Source organism: Campylobacter sp. US25a, from assembly GCF_004379075.1.
GTDB lineage: Bacteria > Campylobacterota > Campylobacteria > Campylobacterales > Campylobacteraceae > Campylobacter_D > Campylobacter_D jejuni.
The window spans coordinates 113,501-137,222 of the sequence record NZ_RYYM01000002.1; the positions used below are offsets into that span (position 1 = coordinate 113,501).

The window sequence follows — 23,722 nt, forward strand, 5'->3', positions numbered from 1 at the left end:
AAGTAGAAAGATCTACTTTCAAAATGATTAAGCTTTTTTGATGATTATTTCATCATCTTTTGCATCAATGATAATGCTATCATTTTCATGAAGTTTATCAGCAAGTATCATATCGCTTAATTTATCCTCTATAAGATCATAAATAGCTCTTCTTAAAGGTCTAGCACCAAAATCAGGGTCAAAACCATCTTTAGCGATTAAAAGAGCTGCATTTTCGCTTAAACTCGCTTTTATCCCCTTGTTTTCTAAGCTCATTTGTAAATCTTTAAATAAAAGCTTAACTATTTCATAAGCTTCATCTTTTCCAAGTGGATTAAAGGTGATAATATCATCTAAGCGGTTTAAAAACTCAGGTTTAAAGAAAATTTTTAACTCATTTTTTACCGCATCTTCTTGTTCTTTTCCACTTAAATTCATAATAGCACTTGAGGCGATATTAGAAGTTAAAATGATAATGGTATTTTTAAAATCCACTGTTACACCTTTGCTATCGGTTGCTCTACCATCATCTAAAATCCCTAAAAGCACATTAAATACATCTTTATGTGCTTTTTCAACTTCATCAAACAAAAGCACGCTATAAGGTTTTCTTCGTACAGCTTCAGTAAGCTCTCCACCTTCTTCATGTCCTATGTATCCTGGAGGCGCACCTAAGAGTCTTGAAACACTATGTTTTTCCATAAATTCACTCATATCAAAGCGAATCATTGCTTTTTCATCATCAAATAAAAATTTCGCCAAAGCTTTAGCTGATTGTGTTTTTCCTACCCCTGTTGGCCCTAAAAACAAAAAGCTTCCTATAGGTTTATTGTCCGCATTAAGTCCTGCTTTGTTGCGTTTAATGGCTCTAGCTAAAGCACTTAAGGCCTTATCTTGTCCTATGACACTTTCTTTTAAATGTTTTTCCACTTCTAAGAATTTTTGTTTTTCAGAGGTTAGCATTTTTTGCACGCTAATACCTGTCCATTTGCTTAAAATTCCAGCAACCAAATCCTCATCTACTTGATTTTTAAGTAAAACTCCATTTTCGCTCATTTTTTTCCATTTATCTTCTAAAATTTCTACTTCTTTTTCAAGACTTGGAATTTTTCCATACTCTAACTCAGCTGCTTTTTGAAATTCACCTCTAGCTTTAGCTAAAGAAGCTTCATTTTTAAGTAGATCAATTTCTTTTTTCTTAGTGCTTATATCATCAAAAACACTTTTTTCATTTTCAAACTGTGAATTTAGGGCATTTTGTTTTTCTTTTAAATTAGCTAGTTCTTTTGCGATTTCATCGAGTCTTTTTTGATTTTTCTCATCATTTTCCATTTTTAAAGCTTCATTTTCAACTTCTAAAGTTTCTATATCTTTGCGTACTTTTCTTAAAGAACTTGGTTCACTTTCAATTTGCATTTTCAGTTCAGCTGCAGCTTCATCGATTAAATCAATAGCCTTATCAGGTAAAAAACGATCTGCTATATAACGCTTTGAAAGTTTAGCCGCGGCTACTAAAGCACTATCATTTATGGTTACATTATGATGAATTTCAAGCTTTTCTTTTATACCCCTTAACATGGCCAAAGCCTCATTAACACTTGGTTCGCCCACATTTACAGGTTGAAAACGGCGCTGCAAGGCCGCATCTTTTTCAAAATATTTACGATATTCTTTTAAAGTGGTTGCGCCTATGGTATGAAGCTCACCTCTTGCAAGAGCGGGTTTTAAAATATTTGCCGCATCCATGCTACCTTCACTCGCTCCAGCCCCTACTATAGTGTGAATTTCATCGATAAAAAGAATGATATTTTCACTTTTTATCACTTCATTAACCACAGCTTTTAATCTGTCTTCAAATTCTCCTCTGTATTTTGCACCTGCAATTAAAGCACTCATATCAAGAGCGATGACTTTTTTATTTTGTAAAGATTTTGGAACATCTTTTTTGATAATTCTTTGTGCTAAAGCTTCTACTATAGCTGTTTTTCCTACGCCTGGTTCACCTAAAAGTATAGGGTTGTTTTTGGTTTTGCGTATTAAAATTTGCATCAAACGTTCGATTTCTTCTTCTCTGCCTATAACAGGATCAAGTTTACCCTCGCTTGCTTTTAAGGTTAAATCTATACCAAATTTATTTAAACTATCTAAGGTTTCATCGCTTGTTTTGCTATCGATTTTGCGTCCCGCTCTTAGACTTTCAAGCTCTTTTTGAAATTCTCTTAAATCTAAAAATTGCGCCAAAATTTCTTTAATAGGACTTTTTTGACTTTCACTTATAAGCCAAGTATCCACACTTAAATAACTATCTCCATTAGCACTCATCAATCCTTTAGCATTTTCTAATGAATTTATAAGTTCATTGGAAAAGCGTATATTTTCACGGCTTACATTTGAACTCGTTGCAAGTTTTGAAATTCTGCTTTTAATTTCAAGCTCTAAGGCTTCTTTAGAAATATTTAATTTATTTAAAATTTGATTTAAAATACTTGTACTATCTACGCTTAAAGCCCATAAAAGGTGCAAAGATACGACTTCGGTATTTTTAGAATGTATAGCTAAAGATGCTGCACTTTCAAGGTTTGAAAGCATATTATCAGTTAAAAAATCTTGTATATTTGCCATGTTTTATCCTTTATTTAGTTTATATACTTGACATTATATAACTTTAGTCATATAATGTCAAGTTAATTGAGTAAAATTTTTTAAATAATAGGACAAATAACTAATTTTAGATTATTTCATAAACATATCTATAGCCTTGTTTAATTCTTCTATGCTTTGAATATCATTTTCTTCTATAGCATGTACCATACAATGAGCTAAATGTTCTTTTAAAACTACTTTTGCGGTATTGTTAACTTCGGCTTTTACGGCAGCAAGCTGGATTAAAATTTCACTACAGTCTTTGTCATTTTCAACCATTCTTTTAATAGCACTTAAATGCCCTATGGTTCTACTTAGACGATTGCAAACTGCTTTAAGATGTTTTTGAGAATGTGTATGAGTATGTTTTTCTTGGCACATTGTATTAACTTTCTTTTTGGAATTTTTAGTCTATTTTAACATATTTTTAAGAATTTAAATTTATTTACGAAGTTTTAAGTAATTTTTATTAAAATTTACTCTTTAAACTAAAACTCAATAATGGAGCTTATTTTGAAAACAAAACGATTTTTTGCAGGTCTTGCAGGCTTTGCCACTACTTTTATTTTATGTCTATTTTTAACAAGTCATTTACAAGCTAAAGTTGATCAAAAAGAAGAGCAGGTTCAAAAACGCCTAGAAGCTTTAGATAAGCTTACAAAAACTCTTGCCATAGTAGAGCAATATTATGTGGATGATCAAAATATCAGCGATTTGGTGGATAAATCTTTATCAGGGCTTTTAAGCAATCTTGATGCGCATTCTTCTTTTTTAAATGAAAAAGATTTTAATGATATGAAAATTCAAACCAATGGTGAATTTGGTGGCCTTGGTATAACCGTAGGTATGAAAGATGGTGCTTTAACAGTTGTTTCTCCTATAGAAGGAACACCAGCAGATAAAGCAGGGATAAAATCAGGAGATATTATTTTAAAAATTAATGATGAGGCTACTTTGGGAATTAATCTCAATGATGCTGTGGATAAAATGCGTGGTAAGCCAAAAACTCAAATCACTTTAACCATCTTTAGAAAAGGTGCAACAAAACCTTTTGATGTTACACTTACAAGAGAAATTATTAAGATAGAAAGTGTTTATGCAAAAATGATAGAAAATGAAAACATTCTTTATCTTAGAGTTACAAATTTTGATAAAAATGTTGTAGATGTGGCAAGTAAAGAACTTAAAAAATATCCTAATGTTAAAGGGGTTATTTTAGATCTTAGAAATAATCCTGGTGGACTTTTAAATCAAGCTATAGGACTTGTAAATTTATTTGTAGATAAAGGTGTTATTGTTTCTCAAAAAGGACGCATTGCAAGTGAAAATCAAGAATATAAAGCCGATCCTAAAAACAAAATTTCTAATGCTTCTTTGGTTGTGCTTGTAAATGGTGGAAGTGCTAGTGCAAGTGAAATCGTAAGCGGAGCTTTACAAGATCTTAAACGCGGTGTTATTGTGGGTGAAAATACTTTTGGAAAAGGTAGTGTTCAACAAATCATACCTATTAATAAAACTGAAGCTTTAAGGCTTACTATTGCAAGATATTATCTTCCAAGCGGGCGTACTATTCAAGCAGTGGGTGTAAAACCTGATATTGAAGTTTTTCCAGGTAAAGTAAATACTCAAGAAGATGGTTTTTCTATAAAAGAAAGCGACTTAAAACAACATTTAGAAAGTGAGCTTGAAAAAATAGATAAAAATAAAAAAGAAGATAAACAAGAAAATAAAGACAATAAAAATCTAATCAGTCAAAAACAAATCAATGATGACGCACAGTTAAAATCAGCTATTGATACTATTAAAATTTTAAATATCAAACAAGGACAATAAAGTGACAAAAAAAGAAATGCTCTACGAAGGAAAAGGTAAAAAACTTTTCAAAACCGATGATGAAAATTTACTAATTAGTGAGTTTAAAGATGATTTAACTGCTTTTAATGCAGAAAAAAGAGGCAATGAAAGTGGAAAAGGCGCATTAAACTGTAAAATCAGTACTGAAATTTTTCATTTGCTTGAAAAAAATGGGATTAAAACCCATTTGGTAGAAACTATAAGCGATACAGAACAAGTGGTTAAAAAATGTAAAATTGTTCCTATTGAAGTTATAGTACGCAATGTTGCAACAGGTTCTCTTACAAAAAGACTGGGCATTAAAGATGGCACTGTACTACCTTTTGCTTTGGTGGAATTTTGTCTTAAAGATGATGCCTTAGGCGATCCTTTTATCAATGATGAGCATTGTTTGATTTTAAATTTAGTGCAAAATGAAGCTCAAATTAGTGAAATTAAAAATATAGCTAGAAAGATTAACTCTATTTTAACTCCATTTTTTGACAATAAGAATTTAAGGCTGATTGACTTTAAAATCGAACTGGGTTTAACTAAAGATAATGAACTTGTTTTAGCTGATGAAATAAGTCCTGATAGTTGTAGATTTTGGGATAAATTTAATAATGAAAAATTAGACAAAGATAGATTTCGTCAAGATCTAGGTAATGTAAAAATGGCTTATGAAGAAGTTTTAAAAAGAATATTAAATTAAGGAAAAATATGGAAGTTATTGTAAATATTTCTTTAAAAAATGGGGTTTTAGATCCACAGGGCAAAGCGGTGGAAAAAGCTTTGCATTCTTTAAATTTTAATAGCGTAAAAGAAGTAAAAATAGCAAAACAAATCAAAATTTCTCTTGATGAGAAAGATGAAAAATTAACCAAAGAACAAGTCAAAAAAATGTGTGAAGAGTTGTTGGTAAATAGCGTCATTGAAGATTATGAGCTTATAATTGAGAAAGAGTAAAATGAAAGTTGCTATTATTAGATTTCCAGGGACAAATTGTGAATTTGATACAGCTTATGCCTTTGAAAAACTTGGAGTAAAAACGCAGATTGTTTGGCATGAAGAAAAAGAATTTGATACAGATTTAGTTGTTTTGCCAGGCGGATTTTCTTATGGAGATTATCTAAGATGTGCAGCTATTGCAAAACTTGCTCCTGTTATGCAAGGTGTTTTTAATCATGCAAAAAAGGGAGGATATATCTTAGGTATTTGTAATGGTTTTCAAATTTTACTTGAAAGTGGTCTTTTAAAAGGTGCAATGAAGCATAACAACAATCTTAGTTTTATCTCAAAAAACCAAAATTTAAGAGTAGTTTCTAATGATAATGCCTTTTTGAAAAATTTCAAAAAAGATGAAATTATTAATTTACCAATTGCCCATGGAGAGGGAAATTATTACGCTGATGAGGCTACTTTAAAAGAATTGCAAGATAAAGATCTTATTACTCTAAAATACGAGTCAAATCCAAATGGTTCTGTATTTGATATCGCAGGAATTTGTGATGAAAACAAAAAAATCTTTGGACTCATGCCACATCCTGAGCGTGCTTGTGAAAAAGTTCTAGGTAATGATCTAGGTTTGAAAATGCTTAAAGGCTTTTTATTTTGAAAATTTTATTAACTTTAATTTTTAGTGTTGTTGTATTGTTTGGCAGAGGTGAAATTTCTGTATTTAGCGGCCAAGATGAAAATATGCAAAAAGAATTACAAAAATTACCCCAAGAAGAACAAAAAATTTATCAAAATATTCCGCCAAGCGATGAAAATAATGACTTTGAAAGCAATGTAGATGATCCTTTTATAGCTAAAGGGAGTTTGGTTCTTACAAATGATGAATATCCAAGTAGGGTATATGTTGGAGAAGTTTTTCCTATTACGATCTATGCTCGCACTACGGAAAATACAAAATTTGATTTTAACATAAGCGTAGAAAAAACTAATTTATCTTTTTTAAATCCAGATGCAAAATGGGAATTTATCAATAACGAATATAAAACAACTTTATGGTTTGAAGCTAAAAATTCAAATGCTAGTTTGAGTAAAATTTCTATCAAACTTCTTAGAAATAATGAAGCTTTTCAAGAGGCTGATATCAATCTTAATCCTATCAAATTTGAAAATACTTTATCCAATAAAGATTTTTCACACCTTGTGGCAAGTTCTTTGGAAATTAAAAAAGTTAAAGCGAGTTATTTTGATGATGCTAATATCATTATGATGGTAGAACTAAACGCAACCAATACAAATCTTAAAAGCTTTTTTATAGAAGGAATTCAAAAGCAAGGCATTGAAAATTTAAAAGGGGATTTTAATGCTTCTAATGCTTTTTATTATGCTATTTTGCCATTAAGTAAAACAAATTTTGAATTTTCGTATTTCAATAAGGACAGTAAAAAGCTTGAAAATATAAATTTAAAACTAAAAATTAGTGACGATGAGATCAGTACTCAGAGTGATTTAAATCCTATAAATAAAGACTTAAATATTTATAAACAATATACCTTATGGTTTTTAGCGGTTTTATTTGGAGCTTTATTTGTATGGAGAAAAAATTACATTATTTTGGCTTTGGCAGTTGTTTGTTTTGCACTTAGTTTTCTTGTAGATACCAATACTCAAAATGCGATTATCAAGGCTGGTTCTAGGGCTAAAATTTTACCTACAGAGCCTTCAACTTATTTTTATACGGCAAATGCAGATGAAAAAGTAGAAGTTTTAGGCAAAAGACAAAATTATATTAAAGTACTGTTTTCTGATGGAAAAATAGGTTGGATTAATAAAGATGATTTACAAAAAAATTAAAGCTCTTTATTTTTGGATTTTTTTTGTTTTAAGCGTTGCTTTAGTGATTTTTTGTTTTTGCTTTACAAAATCTCAAAACACACTTTGGAAAATCCGCAAAATTTGGGCTAAATTTCAAAGATACACCATCTCTTATAAACAAGAAATCATTGGCACTTTTAATCCGCAAGCTCAGATGATTTTAATGAATCATCAAAGTGCTTTAGATATTATCGCTTTAGAAGAATTATATCCTAAAAATTTATGCTGGATTGCCAAAAAAGAATTAGGAGAAATTCCTATTTTCAAAGTTGCTATGAAAAAACCAAAACTTCTTTGTATAGATAGAAAAAATCCGCGTGATTTAGTGCGAGTTTTAAAAGAAGCAAAAGAAAGAATTAGTGAAGATAGGATTTTGGCTATTTTTCCAGAAGGAACTAGATCTAAAAATGAAAAAATGCTTAAATTTCAAAGTGGAGCAAAAATTTTAAGTGAAAAATTAAATCTTAAAGTTCAGCCTATTTTAATTGTGGATTCTGCAAAAATTTTAGATACAAAAAGTTTTAGTGCAAGCAGTGGAGTGCTTAAAATCATTTGTATGGATTTAGTCGATACAAATGATGAAAAATGGCTTGAAAACACCAGAAAAAAAATGCAAGAATTGCTCGATCAAGAAAGAGCTAAGCTTTGCTAAATACCCTTTTAGTTGTTGGTTTTGGGGGATTTATAGGGGCAATCTTAAGAATGCTTTCTATAAATTTAGTGAATAAATTTTTTCCTTATTCTATCAGCCTTGGAACTCTTTTTGTTAATGTTTTGGGTTCTTTTATCATAGGACTTTTGTTTTCTTATGCGCAAAATAAAGGTTTATCTCCTTTGCTTAAAAGCTTTATAAGTACAGGTTTTTTAGGAGCTTTTACAACTTTTTCTACTTTTTCTTATCAAAATTTACTTCTTTTACAAAGTGGAAATTATCTTTATTTTGCGTTAAATATTCTCTTAAATGTCTTTCTTTGTTTATTTGCCGCATGGCTTGGTTTTATAATTTTCAAATAAATCTTTAAATTTACTTTAGAATTTGTATTTTTTGCTAAAATACCACTTTAAAAAATTACAAAGGAGATTAAAATGCAATTTCAAACCGAAGTAAATCAGCTTTTACAGCTTATGATACACTCTTTATATTCTAATAAAGAAATTTTTTTAAGAGAACTTATTTCAAACGCAAGTGACGCTTTAGATAAGCTTAATTTTTTAAGCGTAAGTGATGATAAATATAAAAGCTTAAAATTCGAACCTAAAATTGAAATCAAAATTGACAAAGATAGAAAAACTTTAAGCATTAGTGATAATGGCATAGGTATGGATAAAGATGATCTTATCAACAACCTTGGAACCATAGCAAAAAGCGGCACTAAAAGTTTTTTAGAAAATTTAAGCGGTGATGCTAAAAAAGATTCTCAACTCATAGGACAATTTGGGGTAGGTTTTTATTCTGCTTTTATGGTGGCTAGCAAAATCGAAGTTTTAAGCAAAAAAGCTTTAGATGATAAAGCTTATCTTTGGAGTTCTGATGCAAATGGTTATGAGATTAATGACGCAAGCAAAGAAGAACAAGGTACAAGCATTACTTTATACTTAAAAGATGATGAGTTTGCTAATACTTATAAAATCGAAAGCATTATAGAAAAATATTCTAATCATATTCAATTTCCAATTTTCATGGAAAAAGAAGAATTTACTCCTGCTAAAGAAGGCGAAGAAGAAGGGAAAACTGAACTTAAAATTTCTCAAATCAATAAAGCCAATGCTTTATGGAGAATGCAAAAATCAAGCCTTAAAGCAGAAGATTATGAAAGATTTTATGAGCAAAATTTTCATGATTCAAACAAACCTTTACTTTATCTTCACACTAAAAGCGAAGGAAAATTAGAATACAATTCTTTATTTTTTATACCACAAAATGCACCTTTTGATTTATTCCGTGTGGATTATCAAAGTGGCTTAAAACTTTATGTAAAACGCGTATTTATCAGCGATGACGATAAAGAACTTTTACCAACTTATTTGCGTTTTGTGCGTGGGATTATCGATGTAGAAGATTTGCCGCTTAATGTAAGCCGTGAAATTTTGCAAGAAAATCAAATTTTAAAAGGTGTTAAAGAAGCTAGCGTTAAAAAGATTTTAGGTGAACTTGAAAAACTAAAAAACAATGATAAAGAAAAATACTTATCTTTCTTTAAAACCTTTGGTAAAGTATTAAAAGAAGGACTTTATGGTTTTGGCGGAGAAAAAGATAGTCTTTTAAAACTCATGCTTTATAAAAGCACTAAAGGTGAAAATTTACGCTCTTTAGAGGAGTATAAAAATGACCTTCAAGGCGAACAAAAGGAAATTTTTTATATAGCAGGAAATAATGAAAGTTTATTAAGAACCTCTCCTTTGCTTGAAGAGTATAAACAAAAAAATATAGAAGTTTTACTCATGGACGATGAGATTGATTCTTTAGTAACTCCTATGCTAGAATTTGAAGGTTTGAAATTTGTAGCCATCAATCAAGTAGAAGATAAAAATGAACTAAGCGATGAGGAAAAAAATACTTTTGCTCCACTTGTAGCTAAATTTAAAGAACTTCTAAAAGATCAAGTTGAAGATGTAAGACTAACCAGTCGTTTAAAAGATAGCCCAAGTTGTATAGTTTATGATAAAAATAAACCTGATTTTGCTATGCAGCAACTCTTAAAACAAATGGGTCAAGAGCAAAATTTCAAACCTATTTTAGAAATCAATCCAAAACACGCTATTTTTACAGGTCTTAAAAACAACGAAACCTTTAGCGCAGATATAGCAACCCTAGTTTTAAATATGGCAAAACTAAGCGAAGGTATGGGCGTGGATAATCCTGCTGAATTTAATGCAAGCCTTACAAAAATCATCAACAAGGCTTTTTCATGATAGAGAATATCCCTGCAAGTCTTTGGACAAAGCAAGATTTAAACGCATATCAAATTTTTGATGTGCGCACTCCTTTAGAATGGGAAGAAGGTATTTTACCTAATGCGCAATGTGTGGCTTTATATGATAATAAAGGGCTTTTAAATGCTAAATTTTTAGATGAATTTCAAAGTAAAAGAGATGAAAATAAAAAACTTGCTTTTATTTGTCGTAGTGGTCATAGAAGCATGGTTGCAGCTGAATTTATAGCCGAAAAATTGGGACTTGAAAGCATTAATTTAGATGGCGGCATGCTAGCCCTTAAGGGTTATTAATGCTAGGAATTTATTTACTCATAGCAGCTTTGTCTTTTTTAGCTCTTTATTTTGCTGTTAAAAAGCTTACTTTAAATATAGATGAGCGAACTCTTTTAGAGCCTATTAAAATGGATATTTATCCGAAATTTTGTGATTTAATCGATGAAAAAATCAGAGAATTTAAAGAAAATATCCAAAATACTAATTTAGCATTAAAAATTTCTGATCAAAAAGATGAATTTTTAGAAAAACTTGGGGATTTAAGCAGGGAGCTGACTTTCATACAAACCATGAATTTGAGTAATAAAAGCGATAGTATCTGGCAAAATGAACTTTTTTCTTTTTTAAAAGAATTAGAAAATTTATTACTTGAGTATCTAGAAAAAGGGGAAGAAGAAGCTGAAAATTTGAGGGAATTTCTGATGAATGAATTTGAAAAATTAAAAGGTTAGGTATTGCAAGAGGAAAGAAATTCTTTAAAATATTTTAAATTTATTTCATGGAGCATTTTTGCTTTAGTTCTGATTTTTATTTTAATTCGTTATGACGAGCTTGCCAATCTTTTAGCAGGAGTGGCAATACTTCTTATTGGAATGACTAATTTAGGTATAGGTTTTAAAGCTTTTAGTGGTGGTTTGCTTGAAAAAATTTTAGCAAAGTCAACTGATACAAAGATAAAAAGTATACTTTTTGGTACTTTAAGTACTTTAATTATGCAATCTTCAACTTTAGTTTCTATTATTACGATTTCTTTTTTGAGTGCAGGGCTTATTTCTTTAGGTGCGGGCATAGGGATTATTTTTGGAGCAAATTTAGGAAATACGGCAAGTTCTTGGCTGATTGTTGGTTTGACAAATATTAAAATTTCAATGTTAGCTATCCCACTTTTGATTATTGGAGTATTATTTTTCTTTCAAAAAGATAGTGTATTAAAGGGTTTGGGTAATATTTTTATTGGTATAGGATTTTTCTTTTTGGGTGTGGATTATATTAAAAGTGGTTTTGAAAATTTTAAACATATAATTGATCTTTCTCGCTTTGATTTTGCTGGTTTTAAAGGAGTTTTTGTTTTTTTAGGATTAGGTGCTTTGCTTACAGGAGTTATACAATCAAGCACAGCTACAATGGCTATTATTGTTGCTGCTTTACTTGCTGGACAAATCAGTTTGGAAAATTCCTTAGCAGCAACTTTAGGTACTAGTGTTGGAGGGGTTGTAACGGCTGTTTTAGCTTCTTTAAGTACCAATATTGAAGGAAAGAAATTAGCGTTTGCAAATTGTATTTTTAATTTTGGTATAGCTTTTTTAATAGTGCTTATTTTTCCTTATTTTATACATTTTCTTAATTTTTTATCCATTATATTAAACATAGAAGATATAGCTTTGAAAGTAGCATTATTTCACACTTTGTTTAATTTAATTGGTGTTGTGCTTTTTTCATTCTTTACTCCTCAAATTGTTCTTTTTTTAAATAAGATAGTAAAAGCTCCTAAAGATAAGAATAAAGACAAACCTTTATATCTTGATAGTAGTTTGGTTAAGTTTAGCGACACAGCCATCGAAGCTTTAAGGAAAGAAAGCGAGCATCTTTATAACAATACCTATGCAATTGTTGCTCATGCTATAGGTTTTAGTCGTAAAGATATACAAAGTGATAAAAGTTTTAAAGAAATTTTAGAAAATAAAAGGTGGTTTAGTAAAAATGTGGATTTGGACTATTTGTATCAAACTAGGATAAAGGTTCTTTTTGAAGCTATTATTGATTTTTCAACTAAAGCACAAGTTTATATTAACGATGAAACAAAGAATCATAAAATTTTTACCTTTAAGATGGCAGCTAAAAATTTAGTCGAAACAACTAAAAATTTAAAAATTATCCAAGCAAATATTAAGAAATATTCTAGTTCTTCTAATGAATTTTTGGCTTTAGAGTATAATAAAATTAGATCGAATTTAGGAGAGCTTTTAAGAAGTATCGAAGAGCTTAGAGTGGTTGAAGATCGTGAAAAGCTTTATTTGATTATTAAAAATCTTCAAAAAGGAAAAGAAATTTTAAAAGAAATCGATACTTTAACCTTGAGCAATGTTGAACATCTTATTTCAGTAAGAAAAATCACAACAGCTGAAGGAATTTCAATACTTAATGATACAACTTTTGCTGCTAAGATTGCTGAAGAACTTATAGGTGCTGTTGAGGTGATATTTTCTAAAGATATATCAAACTAACTAGTTGTTTGTGTTAGTTTGGTTATTGTCTTGTATAGGCGTTAGAAATTCTTCATTGATTAAAATATCAACAACATCTTTAAACATAGGCAAAGCACTTTGTGCAGCATAATAACTATAAGGTTTAGTAGGATGTCTTACGAGAACTCCTATGGTATAGGCGTGATTTAAATCATTTGCAAAACCAAAAAAGGATGCATTGTAGCGATTTGAGGTGTAACCTTGTCTTTCGGCTATTCTTGCCGTTCCTGTTTTACCTCCTGCAATAATACCTTGTGTAATTGCCTTTTTTCCTGTTCCTTTTTCTATAACATTTATAAGAACATTTTGCATCGTTTTAGTGGCTTCGCTAGAAAGAATTTTTTCTTTTTTTACATCATTATCAAGATTTGTAAAGCGTCCATTTTGATAGAATTTTTCAGCTAAACGCGGTGTGATATAAAACCCATCATTGTTGAAAACATTATAAGCTGCAAGGAGTTGTATAAAGGTTGTTTTAAGTCCATAACCATAACTTAAAACAGATTTTTCTATATCTCTTAAGCGCTTAGGATTTGGAATTTCTCCTTTTTGTTCATAGGGTAGGTCAATACCACTTTTTTCGCCAAATTTAAATATTTTAAGTCCTGATACGATTTCTATATTGTTAAGTCTTTTAGCAATTTGTATCATGCCTATATTTGAAGAATATCTTATAACTTCCTCCATAGTCATTTTGTCCATTTTGTGATCGTCTTTGATGGTGAAACGTCCTAGCTTATAAGAACCGCCATAAGTATTAATCACTTCATCCATTTTTATTTTACCAAGTCTTAAGGCTGTTGTAAAGATAAAAGGTTTGATAACAGAACCTGCTTCATAGCCGTATTCTATAGCGCTTGCATTAAGAACTGATAAATCTTTTCCACGATTTTGCGGGTCATAGCGCCTTGAGCTTGCTAAAGCTAAAATTCTTCCTGTTTTGCTTTCCATTACCCCAACGATGATTTCATTGGCTTTTAAATCCTCATTTCTTTGATCTATGGCTTTTTCTATGCTTTTTTGTAGTTTCAAAGAAAGATTTAAATATAAATCACAACCATTGATCTTTTTTTGTTGTAGTGAATTTAGATTTAAAATAATATTTCCACCTATATCTTTAAGTCCTTGAATTTTTTCATTTTGAACAGGACTTAGACATTCATCGTAGTATTTTTCTAAACCTTTAACTCCTATATTTTTTAAAATTCCACTTTCTGGATCTAATATCATTTTAGTATAACCGATAATAGGAGTAAAAGAATCTTTTGACATGTAAATTCTATCTTCTTCATGTTCGATGATATTTAATCCTCTTGTTTCAACTCTTCCAGAATTATTTGTAAAAGCTTTGAAAAAGCCTTGTATATAAAGTTTTTTAGCAAGGTCTTTAAGGTAGCTTGCTTGCTTGGAATCTAAGTTTTGTAAAAGAATAAAATTATAAGAACGTTTTTTTTGATTTTGCATTCTTTTTTTAATATCTGCTATTTGATCGTTACTTATCCCACTATAAATTTGAAAAAGCTTTAAAAATAGATCAAATTTATCTTTGTTGATACTTCTAAGATCAATTTCAGCACGATAAATTTGTTTAGAACTTGTGATAGTAAAATTATCTTTAGTTATAATCGATCCTCTTAGAGCAAGAGCGTATTGATCTTTTTCAGTGTTAGGTATATGACGTTTTGATGTAAGAAAAAAAGTAGAGCTGATAAAAATAATCATAAACAAAAGTGCCATGCAGTAGGCAAAGGCAACTTTTGAAACCCTATTTTTTTTATATTCTTGCATTAGGGTTTAAATTTGAGTTCTTGTGATTTCTTTATAAGCACTGATCGCTTTATTTCTTACTTCTAGCATAAATTTCATACTGCTTTCAGCTTTAGTGATAGCTATAGCTGCTTGATGCAGATCTTTTACTTGTCCTGTGGCAATGTCTGTCATTGCAGCTTCTCCACTTTCTTGTGCTTTATTTAAATCATCGATTTCATTTTTAAGCATCTTGGCAAATTCATCACCAATTCCTGTGGAATTTTGACTTTTGTTGGTATTTGAAATATTATTATTTAATCTTAAATCATTAATATTGTTCATTTTTTATTATCCTCTTAATAAATCAATCGCACTTTGAGCTATAGTTTTTGCACTTGTAAAAGCACTTACATTCGCTTGATAAGCTCTTGTAGCTTCAATCAAATCTGCCATTTCAATAACAGGATTTACATTTGGATACGCTACATAACCTTCAGCATTTGCATCAGGATGGCTTGGATCATACTTCATGCGAAAATCTTTGTCATCTCTGACCACTTTATCCACTACAACACTTTGAATAGCAGGTTTAGCTTCTTCTGGCGAACTTGGATCATTTAAAGGATTTTCATATTTTAAAAAATTATTATCTTTGTTAATTTGCTCATTTAAAAGCTTATCAAAATCTGTTGCTTTAAAGATCACTTCGCGTCTTCTATAAGGCCCACCCTCAGCTGTTCTTGTAGTGTTTGCATTAGCTATATTAGAGCTAATAACATTCATTCTAAAACGTTGAGCACTTAAACCATAACCACTAATATCAAAATCACTTAAGTATGCCATAATTTACCTTTAACTTAATTTAGAGCTTGCGTCAAGTATAGAACTAAAGATATTGCTTTGTCTTCTTAAAACTCCATCAAGAGCTGTTATCATAACTGTATTTTTGCTCATTTCTGTGGTTTCTACATCTAGATCAACAGTATTTGCATCATTTCTTGCTAAATGTCCGTCTCTTAAGTAAATAGTAGATTTACTAGGATCTGGAAATTTCCAAGGTTTTTGATGTCCTTCTTCGGTTATGGCTAATTGCAATTCTTTATTATCATTTTTTTTAAAAATTTCATTTGCACGATTTACCAAAGCTGTTTCAAATTCAATATCTCTTGCTTTATAAAAAGGAGTATCAACATTTGCAAGATTGGCATTGATGAGTTGATTTCTTAGATTTCTACCCGCTAAAGCACCAGTGACTAGTTCTTTTGACTTAAATGGGTTAATCATTTTTTATCCTTTTTATAATTTTTAATATTAACAAGCAAATACTGTTCCAATTTAACTATTTTGCATAAAAATATCAAAATTATTTTCCTTTTTGTAAATTTATGGCTTTATTGTGATCATCTATATTTGTGTTAAAAATATGAACTCCAGTATTTTTATCACGCACAAAATATAAATAATCTGTCTTTAAAGGAAAAATAGCTGCACGAATAGCAGCTAAAGAAACATTACAAACCGCTTCTTTAGGCAATCCTGTAAATTTATAGGTATTATAAGAGCTATTATCTTGTCTTATTCTTTGTGGGGTAACTTTTACATGGGAGTAAATTCCATAATTTAAAGTTCCATCCATTTGAAGCTTCATACCTTTTTTAAGTCGATTATAAATTACGCTTGCAACTATAGGCATTTCATTTTCATTGGCAGCTTCTTTTTGTATTACAGAAGCGATGATGATATATTGGTGCCATTTTTTTGGATTATAATCCCCAAAAATTTTCTCAGAAGTTTTTTTATTGGAAATTTCAGCATGGTTTAAAAGCATTTGAATGAGTAGATTTTCTGTAATGCCTTTTGGGATTTTATAAGTTTCTGGTAAAAAAACTCCTTCATCATAAGGAGCTTGAGCTTGAAATTCTTTTAAAAGCATATCTTTATCAAGTCCAAGTTGTTTGGCTGCTTGTTCTAAAAAGATTACGCTTGTTTCTCCTGGGATAAGAGTAATGGTTTGAAGCGCTGCTTTAGCAATAGTGAGTTTATGTAGAAATTCAGCCCTATTTAAATCTTTTGTACCTATGTTGATCCAGCCTGATTGAGGGTGTCCTAAAAAAAATAAAATATATTTATCAATACTACTCATCTGATATTTATTTTGCTTTAAATATGTTATAATTTGAGAAATTGAACCTTGGGGAATAAATACCACAGAATTGCTTTTTAAAGGCTGAGTTAGATAATAAAAAATCCCCAAAATAAATATCAAAAAGAAGTTGCGTATGAAAAAGAAAATTTTATATATTGTTGTATTTTTTGTTGTGCTTATATTAACTTTGTTTATAGTGCTTAAAAATGGGATTGTCATCTCTAGTATCCAATTTGATTTTTTAAAATTAGAACAATTATATATTAAATTAGATAAAAAATTAATTGTACGAGCAAAAAATATCACTATAAATGAGACTCAAAATTCCGAAATTTCATCACAAACTCACTCTTCTGATAATGCTTCAACAGAGATTTTAAAAATAACAAAAAATTTAAAATATCTATATACTTTTGTTGAAGAGATTGATATACAAAATTTAAATATAAAAGATAATCATGTGCGTATTTTATTTAAAGATAATGAATTTTTTATAGATAATGATTTATTGTTTTTAAAATTAACATTACAGCGTCAAAATAAAGAACTTATAGCTGGTATTAAAAAACTTTTATTAAAAGATTATGATTTAAATATTGATGGAAATTTAAGTATCAATACTAAGAGCGAGTTTTATTATTTTCAAGGTAGAGCAAGTGGAGAATTGCTTGACTTTAACGCAAGCATCTCTTACAAAGATAAAAATTTAGCTTATAAAATAGAAGATTTAAATATTAGAAATATTACGGAAATTTTTAAAAGAGTTAATAAAAGAATAGAACTTCCACAGAGTTTAAATCTTTGGATGGCATATAGGGCTAAGGGAGAATTTTATCATTTAGATTATTTGCAGGGCTTTATAGATTTTACTAAAAATAATTATTATTTAGACAATATTAGCGCATCAGGTTATGTTAATAATGTCAAAGTTCGCTTGGATGATAAAATGAATGCTATTGAAATTCCAAAACTCGATTTAAATTTAAACAAACAAAAGCTTGATTTTGTCTTTAATAAAGCTTTCTATAATGGTGCTGATTTAAGTTCTAGTAAGGTTTATCTATATGATTTATTTGATGAAAAAAAAGCTGGGATTTATTTGCGCATTAAGTCTAATAATCTAAAATTTGATGAAAAACTTGCTAAAGCTTTGGAAGATTATCATTTTTCATTACCTTTTTATCAAAAAAGCGGAAAAATTAAAAGTGATTTAGAGCTTAAAATTGATTTTCATGATAAGGGTGAAATTTCTTATAGTGGTATTTTAGCTTTAGAGAATGCTAGTATTTCTTTGGCTGATTTTAATTTTACAAAAGCATTTGTAAAATTAAATCAAAATAATTTAAATATAGAAAATGCTAGTGTTGAAAATGGCTTTTTAAAAGCTGATTTTAATGCTAAATTTGACTTACAAAAACAGCAAGGAAATTTCAATACTCAGATTTCAAGGCTTTATTTTGACAATGGGGAGCTTTTAGATTTAAAAAATCAAAATGTAGAAGTAAAATTAGATTATTCGCAAAATGTTAACATTAGCATTCCTCAGTGGAATTTGATTTTAAATTTTAAAGATGGACTTGAGGCTAATCTTAGTAATCCTAAGATTTTATTTTCATTTTCTCCATTGCTTAAAAAGTTTGGGTTTATCGATGCTAAAAATGTTTATTATAAAACTTTAAATTTTGAAGATTTTAATGCAAGCGTTAATGATGCTTATTTTAAAAATAATTTACTTATTAACGGTCAAACTCCTTATGAAAATGATAGCTTTGATATTGTAAAAAATAAGGGCATTATGGAAATTCATACTCAAAGTGATACAGCAAGTGCTAAAATAAGTTCTGATAATAAAGAAATTCATTTGAAAAATTTAAGTTATATTTATAGAAAAGGTTCCAACTCTTCAAATTCAACATTTGATATTTCTACTAATACCCAAAATATTAGTTTTGGTGGAGCAAATGTAGCTTTAATTTTGCCAGATTCTAATAAAACTTTGGCTTTTGATAGGGTAGAGGCTGATTTAAAAGGCGATGCTTTGGATCTTAAAGGTTCTAGAGGAAATGCAAAATTTGATCTTTATTATTCTTCTAATGATTTAAATTTAAACGTTAGCAATATTGATGATAATTATTTAAATGAGTTTTTACAAAAACAAGCTGTTCAAGATGGAGTGTTTAACTTAAGTATAAAAGGAAGTGGATTGGAGTATTTTGATGGACAGATCGATTTTAAAAACACTTATGTGAAGGATTTAAAAGGTGTAAATCAGCTTATTTCCTTTATCGATACTGTACCAAGTTTATTGATGTTTAAATCTCCAACTTTTAATCAAAAAGGTTTAAGCTTGCATGATGGAAAGATTATTTTTAATAGAAAAAAAGATCTTTTAAGTGTTTCAGCTATTAATTTAAATGGCGATAGTGTAGATATATATGGTTTAGGATCAGCAAATTTAAGATTAAATACAGTGGATTTTAGTTTAGAGCTTAAAACTTTAAAATCAGCTTCAGAAGCTATATCCAAGGTTCCAATTTTAAATTATGTAATTTTAGGTAAAAATCAAGAAATTAGCACAAACTTAAAAATAGATGGAAGTATAGATGATCCTAAATTTCATACCGAAATTTTAACAGATACTCTAAAAACCCCTTTTAATCTTATTAAAAATATCATACAACTTCCTGCTAATTTACTTAATTAAAAATATTTAAAGTTTGTTTGAAAACTAAAACAAACTTTAAACTTACTCTTGCATTTTTTTTTATTTGTAATATACTTAAAAATGAAAATAAAAATAAGTATTTTAAAGGACTAAAAATGCAAATTACTTATACCTTAACAGATGAGTCCCCAGCTCTTGCGACTTATTCGTTTTTGCCTATAGTGAAAGCTTTTTTAAGTAGGGCGTATATAGGAGTAAAAACCTCGGATATTTCTTTATCTGGAAGGATTTTAGCTACTTTTAGTGAGTATTTAAAAGAGGAACAAAGATGTGAAGATGCTTTAGAGCTTTTAGGCGAGCTTGTCAAAAGATCGGATGCAAATCTTATTAAAACCCCAAATATTTCAGCTTCTATTCCTCAGCTTAAGGCGGCGATTAAAGAATTGCAAGATAAGGGTTATATGTTACCAAATTACCCAGATGAGCCAAAAAATGATGAAGAATTGCAAATTAAAACAAAATATCAAAAAGTTTTAGGTTCAGCGGTTAATCCTGTATTAAGACAAGGAAATTCAGATCGTCGTTCAACAAAAGCGGTAAAAGACTATGCAAAAAACAATCCTTATCGTGTGGTTGAGTTTAATCCAAACTCAAAAACTCGTGTTTCTTACATGAAAGAAGGGGATTTTTTCTCTAATGAAAAAGCGGTTTTAATCGATCAAGATTGTGTGGCTAATATAGAATTTACAAGCGTTGATGGTAAAAATGAAATTTTAAAAGAGGGCTTAAAACTTGAAAAAAATGAAATTTTAGACGCTACTTTTATGGATGTGCAAAAACTTCAGGAATTTTATGCAAAAGAAATTAAAGCAAGCAAAGATGATGATGTGCTTTTTTCTTTGCATTTAAAAGCTACAATGATGAAAGTAAGTGATCCTATACTTTTTGGCTATGCGGTAAAAGTATTTTTTAAAGAATTATTTATCGAATTTCAAGATGAATTTGAAAAATTAGGTATTAATCCAAATAATGGTTTAAGTGAGCTTTTAAGTAAGATCGAAAATTCAAGCAAAAAAGATGAAATTTTAAAAAAATACAATGAAATTTTAGCTAAATCTGCAGATATTTCTATGGTAAATTCAGATAAAGGCATCACAAATCTTCATGTTCCAAGCGATGTTATCGTTGATGCTTCTATGCCTGCAATGCTTAAAAATGGCGCAAGATTGTGGGATAAGGAAGGTAAGGAAAAGGACACAAATGCCGTAATTCCTGATCAAACTTACGCAACTATTTATGAGGCGGTTATTGAAGATTTGCATAAAAATGGTACTTTAAATCCTTCAAAACTTGGCAGTGTATCTAATGTAGGTTTAATGGCTAAAAAGGCTCAAGAATATGGCTCGCACGATAAAACCTTTGTGGCTAAAGAAGAAGGAACTTTTAAAATAGTTTCTAACGGTAAAGTTTTATTAGAGCATAAGGTTAGAAAAGGTGATATTTATAGAGTCAATCAGGCTAAATTTGATGCGGTGCTAAATTGGATTGATTTAGGTATAGAAAGATCAGAACTTAGTGGAGCCGAAGCTATTTTTTGGTTAGATAGCAAAAGAGCTAGTAATAAAATCATGATAACTTTGGTACAAAATCGTTTAAAAGAAAAGGGTAGAAATATAGCCATTTTAGCTCCAAAAGAAGCTTGTTTAAGAAGTTTAGAGTTAATCCGAGAAGGTAAAGATGTTATTTCTATCACGGGTAATGTTTTAAGGGATTATTTAACCGATCTTTTTCCTATTTTAGAGCTTGGAACAAGTGCAAAAATGCTTTCTGTTGTGCCTATGTTAAAGGGTGGAGCTATGTTTGAAACAGGAGCAGGGGGTTCAGCGCCTAAACAAGTAGAACAATTAGTCGAAGAAAATCATCTGCGTTGGGATAGTTTGGGTGAATTTTTGGCTTTGCAAGCAAGTTTGGAATTTTATGCAAATAAGTGTAGTAATCATAAAGCTAAGGTTTTGGCAGAATGTCTTGATGAGGCTATAGGCGAATGGCTTGAAAATAATAAAGCTCCATCAAGAAAAGTTAAAGAAGATGATAATAGAACAAGTCATTTTTATTTAGCAATGTATTTTGCAAATCATTTAGCAAGACAAGCAAGTGATATGGAGCTTCAAAGCTTTTTTAAAGATATTGCCCTAGAGCTTTCTTCTAATGAAGAAAAAATCAGAGCCGAATTTAATGATGCACAAGGTGTGAAAGTGGATTTGGGTGGATATTATAAATTTGATGATGAAAAAGCAAATAAAATCATGCGTCCAAGTGCAACTTTTAACGCTATTTTAGAAAAAATAGGACAAAGATGAAAATTACTGTTATAGGGGCTGGTAATGTAGGCTCAAGCGTAGCTTATGCTTTGATTTTAAGAGAGATAGCAAATGAAATTGTTTTAGTAGATATCAATGAGGATTTACTTTATGCAAAAGAACTAGAGCTTACTCAAAGCATAGCTGCTTTAAATTTAAATATAGATTTACTTTGCACTAAAGATTATACTCATACTAAAAATTCAGATATAGTGCTTTTTAGCGCAGGTTTTGCTAGAAAAGATGGGCAAAGTAGAGAAGAATTGCTTCAGTTAAATACAAGCATTATGCTTGATTGTGCTAAAAAAATTAAAGATTTTACAGAAGATCCGCTTTTTATTATTTTAACTAATCCTGTGGATTTTCTACTTAATACTCTTTATGAAAGCGGAATTTTTTCATCAAAGAAAATTATAGCCATGGCAGGAGTTTTAGACAATGCAAGATTTAAGTACGAGCTTGCCAAAAAACTTAAGGTCAAGATGTCAAGCGTGGATACAAGACTTATTGGTTTTCATAATGATGATATGGTTTTGGTAAAATCTTACGCAAGTGTTAAAAATAAAAATATAAGCGAATTTTTAAATGAAGAAGAATTTGATGATTTGGAAAATGAAGTTAAAACAGGTGGAGCTAAAGTAATTAAACATCTTAAAACTTCAGCTTATTTAGCCCCTGCTAGTGCTTGCATAAGAATGCTTGAGTCCATAAGAAGTGGCGAGTTTTTACCTATGAGTGTGATTTTACATGGAGAATTTGGAGTGCAAAACAAAGCCTTGGGAGTTATGGCAAGATTAGGACTTGAAGGTGTGATTGAAATCATGAGATTAGATCTTAGTTTGCAAGAAAAAGACAAATTAGAAAAATCTTTAATCAAATATCAATATAAAGGAGAATAAATGAACATACATGAGTATCAAGCAAAAGCAATTTTTGCAGACAATGGCATCCCTACCTTAAAGGGAAAAGTTGCATTTAGCGTAGATGAAGCTGTGGCTAATGCTAAAGAATTAGGCGGTAGTGTTTGGGCAGTTAAAGCTCAAATTCACGCAGGAGGCCGTGGTCTTGGTGGTGGTGTTAAAATCGCTAAGAATTTAGATGAGGTAAAAGATTACGCAAGTAAAATTTTAGGAATGAATTTAGTAACTCATCAAACAGGACCTGAAGGTAAGCTTGTACAAAAACTTTATATAGAAAGTGGTGCTAATATAGTAAAAGAGTATTATTTGGCTATTTTATTTAATAGAATGGCAGAGCAAATTACCATTATCGCTTCAAGTGAAGGAGGGATGGATATAGAAAAAGTAGCCAAAGAAAGCCCTGAAAAAATTGCAAAAGTAGGTATTGATCCACAAATTGGATTTAAAATGTTTCATGGACTTGAAGTAGCGAGAGTTTTAGGACTTGATAAAGATGAAGGCAAAAAACTCATTTCTATGATAGCTAAACTTTATAAGCTTTACATGGATAAAGATATGAATATGCTTGAAATCAATCCTTTAATTAAAACTGCAGAAGGAGATTTTTATGCTCTTGATGCAAAATGCAGTTTTGATGATAGTGCACTTTATCGTCATCCTGAAATTGCTGAACTTAGAGATATTACCGAAGAAAATCCTGCTGAAAGAGAAGCGGCTGAATTTGGCTTAAGCTATGTGAAATTAGATGGAGATGTAGCTTGTATGGTAAATGGCGCGGGTCTAGCAATGGCAACTATGGATATTATTAATTATAGTGGTGCAAAACCTGCAAATTTCTTAGATGTAGGTGGGGGAGCTTCTCCTGAAACTGTTGCAAAGGCTTTTGAAATTATTTTAAGAGATAAAAATGTAAAAGTTATATTTATTAATATCTTTGGTGGCATTGTTCGTTGTGATAGGATAGCAAATGGAATTTTAGAAGCTACTAAGAATGTTGAGGTAAATATTCCAATTGTAGTGCGTCTTGATGGCACTAACGCAGCAGAAGCAAAGACAATTTTAGATAATTCAAATCTTAAAAATATCAAAGCAGCAACCAATCTTAAAAACGGTGCAGAGCTTGTAAAAAGTTTAGTAGGATAA

21 protein-coding genes and 1 pseudogene are annotated in these 23,722 nt (G+C 30.0%); 15 read left to right on the forward strand and 7 right to left on the reverse strand.

Annotated elements, in window-relative coordinates:
* Positions 1 to 27 precede the first annotated feature (27 nt).
* Positions 28 to 2,601: an AAA family ATPase gene (locus tag ELQ12_RS02800; RefSeq protein WP_002861242.1), complete on the reverse strand. Its 2,574-nt coding sequence runs from the start codon at positions 2,599 to 2,601 to the stop codon at positions 28 to 30.
* A gap of 111 nt (positions 2,602 to 2,712) precedes the next feature.
* Complete coding sequence (locus ELQ12_RS02805) at positions 2,713 to 3,003, reverse strand: metal-sensing transcriptional repressor (protein ID WP_002859054.1); 291 nt, start codon at positions 3,001 to 3,003, stop codon at positions 2,713 to 2,715.
* 117 nt (positions 3,004 to 3,120) lie between these two features.
* Here ELQ12_RS02805 and ELQ12_RS02810 point away from each other — a divergent pair, with 117 nt between their 5' ends.
* The 11 genes and pseudogenes from ELQ12_RS02810 (at position 3,121) to ELQ12_RS02860 (ending at position 12,718) form a co-directional block, all read left to right on the forward strand.
* Entirely contained in the window at positions 3,121 to 4,455 is a 1,335-nt protein-coding gene (locus ELQ12_RS02810; protein WP_002856815.1) for a S41 family peptidase, read from the forward strand.
* A gap of 1 nt (position 4,456) precedes the next feature.
* Positions 4,457 to 5,167, forward strand: coding sequence for a phosphoribosylaminoimidazolesuccinocarboxamide synthase (gene purC / locus ELQ12_RS02815; RefSeq protein ID WP_002861244.1), 711 nt, complete (start codon positions 4,457 to 4,459; stop codon positions 5,165 to 5,167).
* An 8-nt stretch (positions 5,168 to 5,175) separates the two neighbouring features.
* Positions 5,176 to 5,421, forward strand: coding sequence for a phosphoribosylformylglycinamidine synthase subunit PurS (gene purS, locus ELQ12_RS02820; protein ID WP_070243450.1), 246 nt, complete (start codon positions 5,176 to 5,178; stop codon positions 5,419 to 5,421).
* A 1-nt stretch (position 5,422) separates the two neighbouring features.
* Positions 5,423 to 6,095: pseudogene (gene purQ / locus ELQ12_RS02825) on the forward strand (phosphoribosylformylglycinamidine synthase I).
* Positions 6,067 to 7,263: an SH3 domain-containing protein gene (locus tag ELQ12_RS02830; protein WP_002861246.1), complete on the forward strand. Its 1,197-nt coding sequence runs from the start codon at positions 6,067 to 6,069 to the stop codon at positions 7,261 to 7,263. Before purQ ends, ELQ12_RS02830 begins: the two are co-directional and overlap by 29 nt.
* Positions 7,244 to 7,936 carry a lysophospholipid acyltransferase family protein gene (locus ELQ12_RS02835; RefSeq protein WP_070243452.1) on the forward strand — a complete coding sequence of 231 codons (693 nt, stop codon included), beginning with the start codon at positions 7,244 to 7,246 and terminating at the stop codon, positions 7,934 to 7,936. Before ELQ12_RS02830 ends, ELQ12_RS02835 begins: the two co-directional genes overlap by 20 nt.
* Positions 7,930 to 8,298, forward strand: coding sequence for a fluoride efflux transporter CrcB (gene crcB, locus ELQ12_RS02840; RefSeq protein ID WP_002861248.1), 369 nt, complete (start codon positions 7,930 to 7,932; stop codon positions 8,296 to 8,298). The genes ELQ12_RS02835 and crcB overlap by 7 nt, the downstream gene beginning before the upstream one ends.
* Before the next feature lie 72 nt (positions 8,299 to 8,370).
* Entirely contained in the window at positions 8,371 to 10,197 is a 1,827-nt protein-coding gene (htpG, locus tag ELQ12_RS02845) for a molecular chaperone HtpG (protein ID WP_002861249.1), read from the forward strand.
* Positions 10,194 to 10,511 (forward strand): rhodanese-like domain-containing protein, encoded by a 318-nt coding sequence (locus ELQ12_RS02850; RefSeq protein WP_002861250.1) that lies wholly within the window; start codon positions 10,194 to 10,196, stop codon positions 10,509 to 10,511. The genes htpG and ELQ12_RS02850 overlap by 4 nt, the downstream gene beginning before the upstream one ends.
* Entirely contained in the window at positions 10,511 to 10,945 is a 435-nt protein-coding gene (locus ELQ12_RS02855) for a hypothetical protein (protein ID WP_070243453.1), read from the forward strand. The genes ELQ12_RS02850 and ELQ12_RS02855 overlap by 1 nt, the downstream gene beginning before the upstream one ends.
* 3 nt (positions 10,946 to 10,948) lie before the next feature.
* On the forward strand, positions 10,949 to 12,718 hold the full coding sequence (locus ELQ12_RS02860; RefSeq protein ID WP_070243454.1) for a Na/Pi cotransporter family protein: 1,770 nt from the start codon (positions 10,949 to 10,951) through the stop codon (positions 12,716 to 12,718).
* Here ELQ12_RS02860 and ELQ12_RS02865 read toward each other — a convergent pair whose 3' ends face one another.
* From ELQ12_RS02865 to mltG, 5 genes are all read right to left on the reverse strand, one after another.
* The gene (locus ELQ12_RS02865; RefSeq protein ID WP_070243455.1) at positions 12,719 to 14,527 is read right to left on the reverse strand and encodes a penicillin-binding protein 2; all 1,809 of its coding nucleotides are present in this window, start codon (positions 14,525 to 14,527) and stop codon (positions 12,719 to 12,721) included.
* Between the two features lie 6 nt (positions 14,528 to 14,533).
* A complete protein-coding gene (gene fliE / locus ELQ12_RS02870) occupies positions 14,534 to 14,830 on the reverse strand; it encodes a flagellar hook-basal body complex protein FliE (RefSeq protein ID WP_002856884.1) in 297 nt (98 codons plus the stop codon).
* Between the two features lie 6 nt (positions 14,831 to 14,836).
* Positions 14,837 to 15,331, reverse strand: coding sequence for a flagellar basal body rod protein FlgC (flgC, locus tag ELQ12_RS02875; RefSeq protein ID WP_002855235.1), 495 nt, complete (start codon positions 15,329 to 15,331; stop codon positions 14,837 to 14,839).
* A 9-nt stretch (positions 15,332 to 15,340) separates the two neighbouring features.
* A complete protein-coding gene (gene flgB / locus ELQ12_RS02880; protein ID WP_002861254.1) occupies positions 15,341 to 15,772 on the reverse strand; it encodes a flagellar basal body rod protein FlgB in 432 nt (143 codons plus the stop codon).
* Between the two features lie 79 nt (positions 15,773 to 15,851).
* A complete protein-coding gene (gene mltG / locus ELQ12_RS02885; RefSeq protein WP_070243456.1) occupies positions 15,852 to 16,853 on the reverse strand; it encodes an endolytic transglycosylase MltG in 1,002 nt (333 codons plus the stop codon).
* Between mltG and ELQ12_RS02890 the strand changes: the two genes are divergently transcribed.
* The 4 genes from ELQ12_RS02890 (at position 16,768) to sucC (ending at position 23,722) form a co-directional block, all read left to right on the forward strand.
* Positions 16,768 to 19,338: a DUF3971 domain-containing protein gene (locus tag ELQ12_RS02890; protein ID WP_070261614.1), complete on the forward strand. Its 2,571-nt coding sequence runs from the start codon at positions 16,768 to 16,770 to the stop codon at positions 19,336 to 19,338. The genes mltG and ELQ12_RS02890 overlap by 86 nt on opposite strands.
* Before the next feature lie 116 nt (positions 19,339 to 19,454).
* Complete coding sequence (locus ELQ12_RS02895) at positions 19,455 to 21,659, forward strand: NADP-dependent isocitrate dehydrogenase (RefSeq protein WP_053872537.1); 2,205 nt, start codon at positions 19,455 to 19,457, stop codon at positions 21,657 to 21,659.
* A complete protein-coding gene (locus tag ELQ12_RS02900; RefSeq protein ID WP_002861258.1) occupies positions 21,656 to 22,558 on the forward strand; it encodes a malate dehydrogenase in 903 nt (300 codons plus the stop codon). Before ELQ12_RS02895 ends, ELQ12_RS02900 begins: the two co-directional genes overlap by 4 nt.
* Positions 22,559 to 23,722, forward strand: a complete 1,164-nt coding sequence (gene sucC / locus ELQ12_RS02905) for an ADP-forming succinate--CoA ligase subunit beta (protein WP_002855069.1) — start codon at positions 22,559 to 22,561, stop codon at positions 23,720 to 23,722.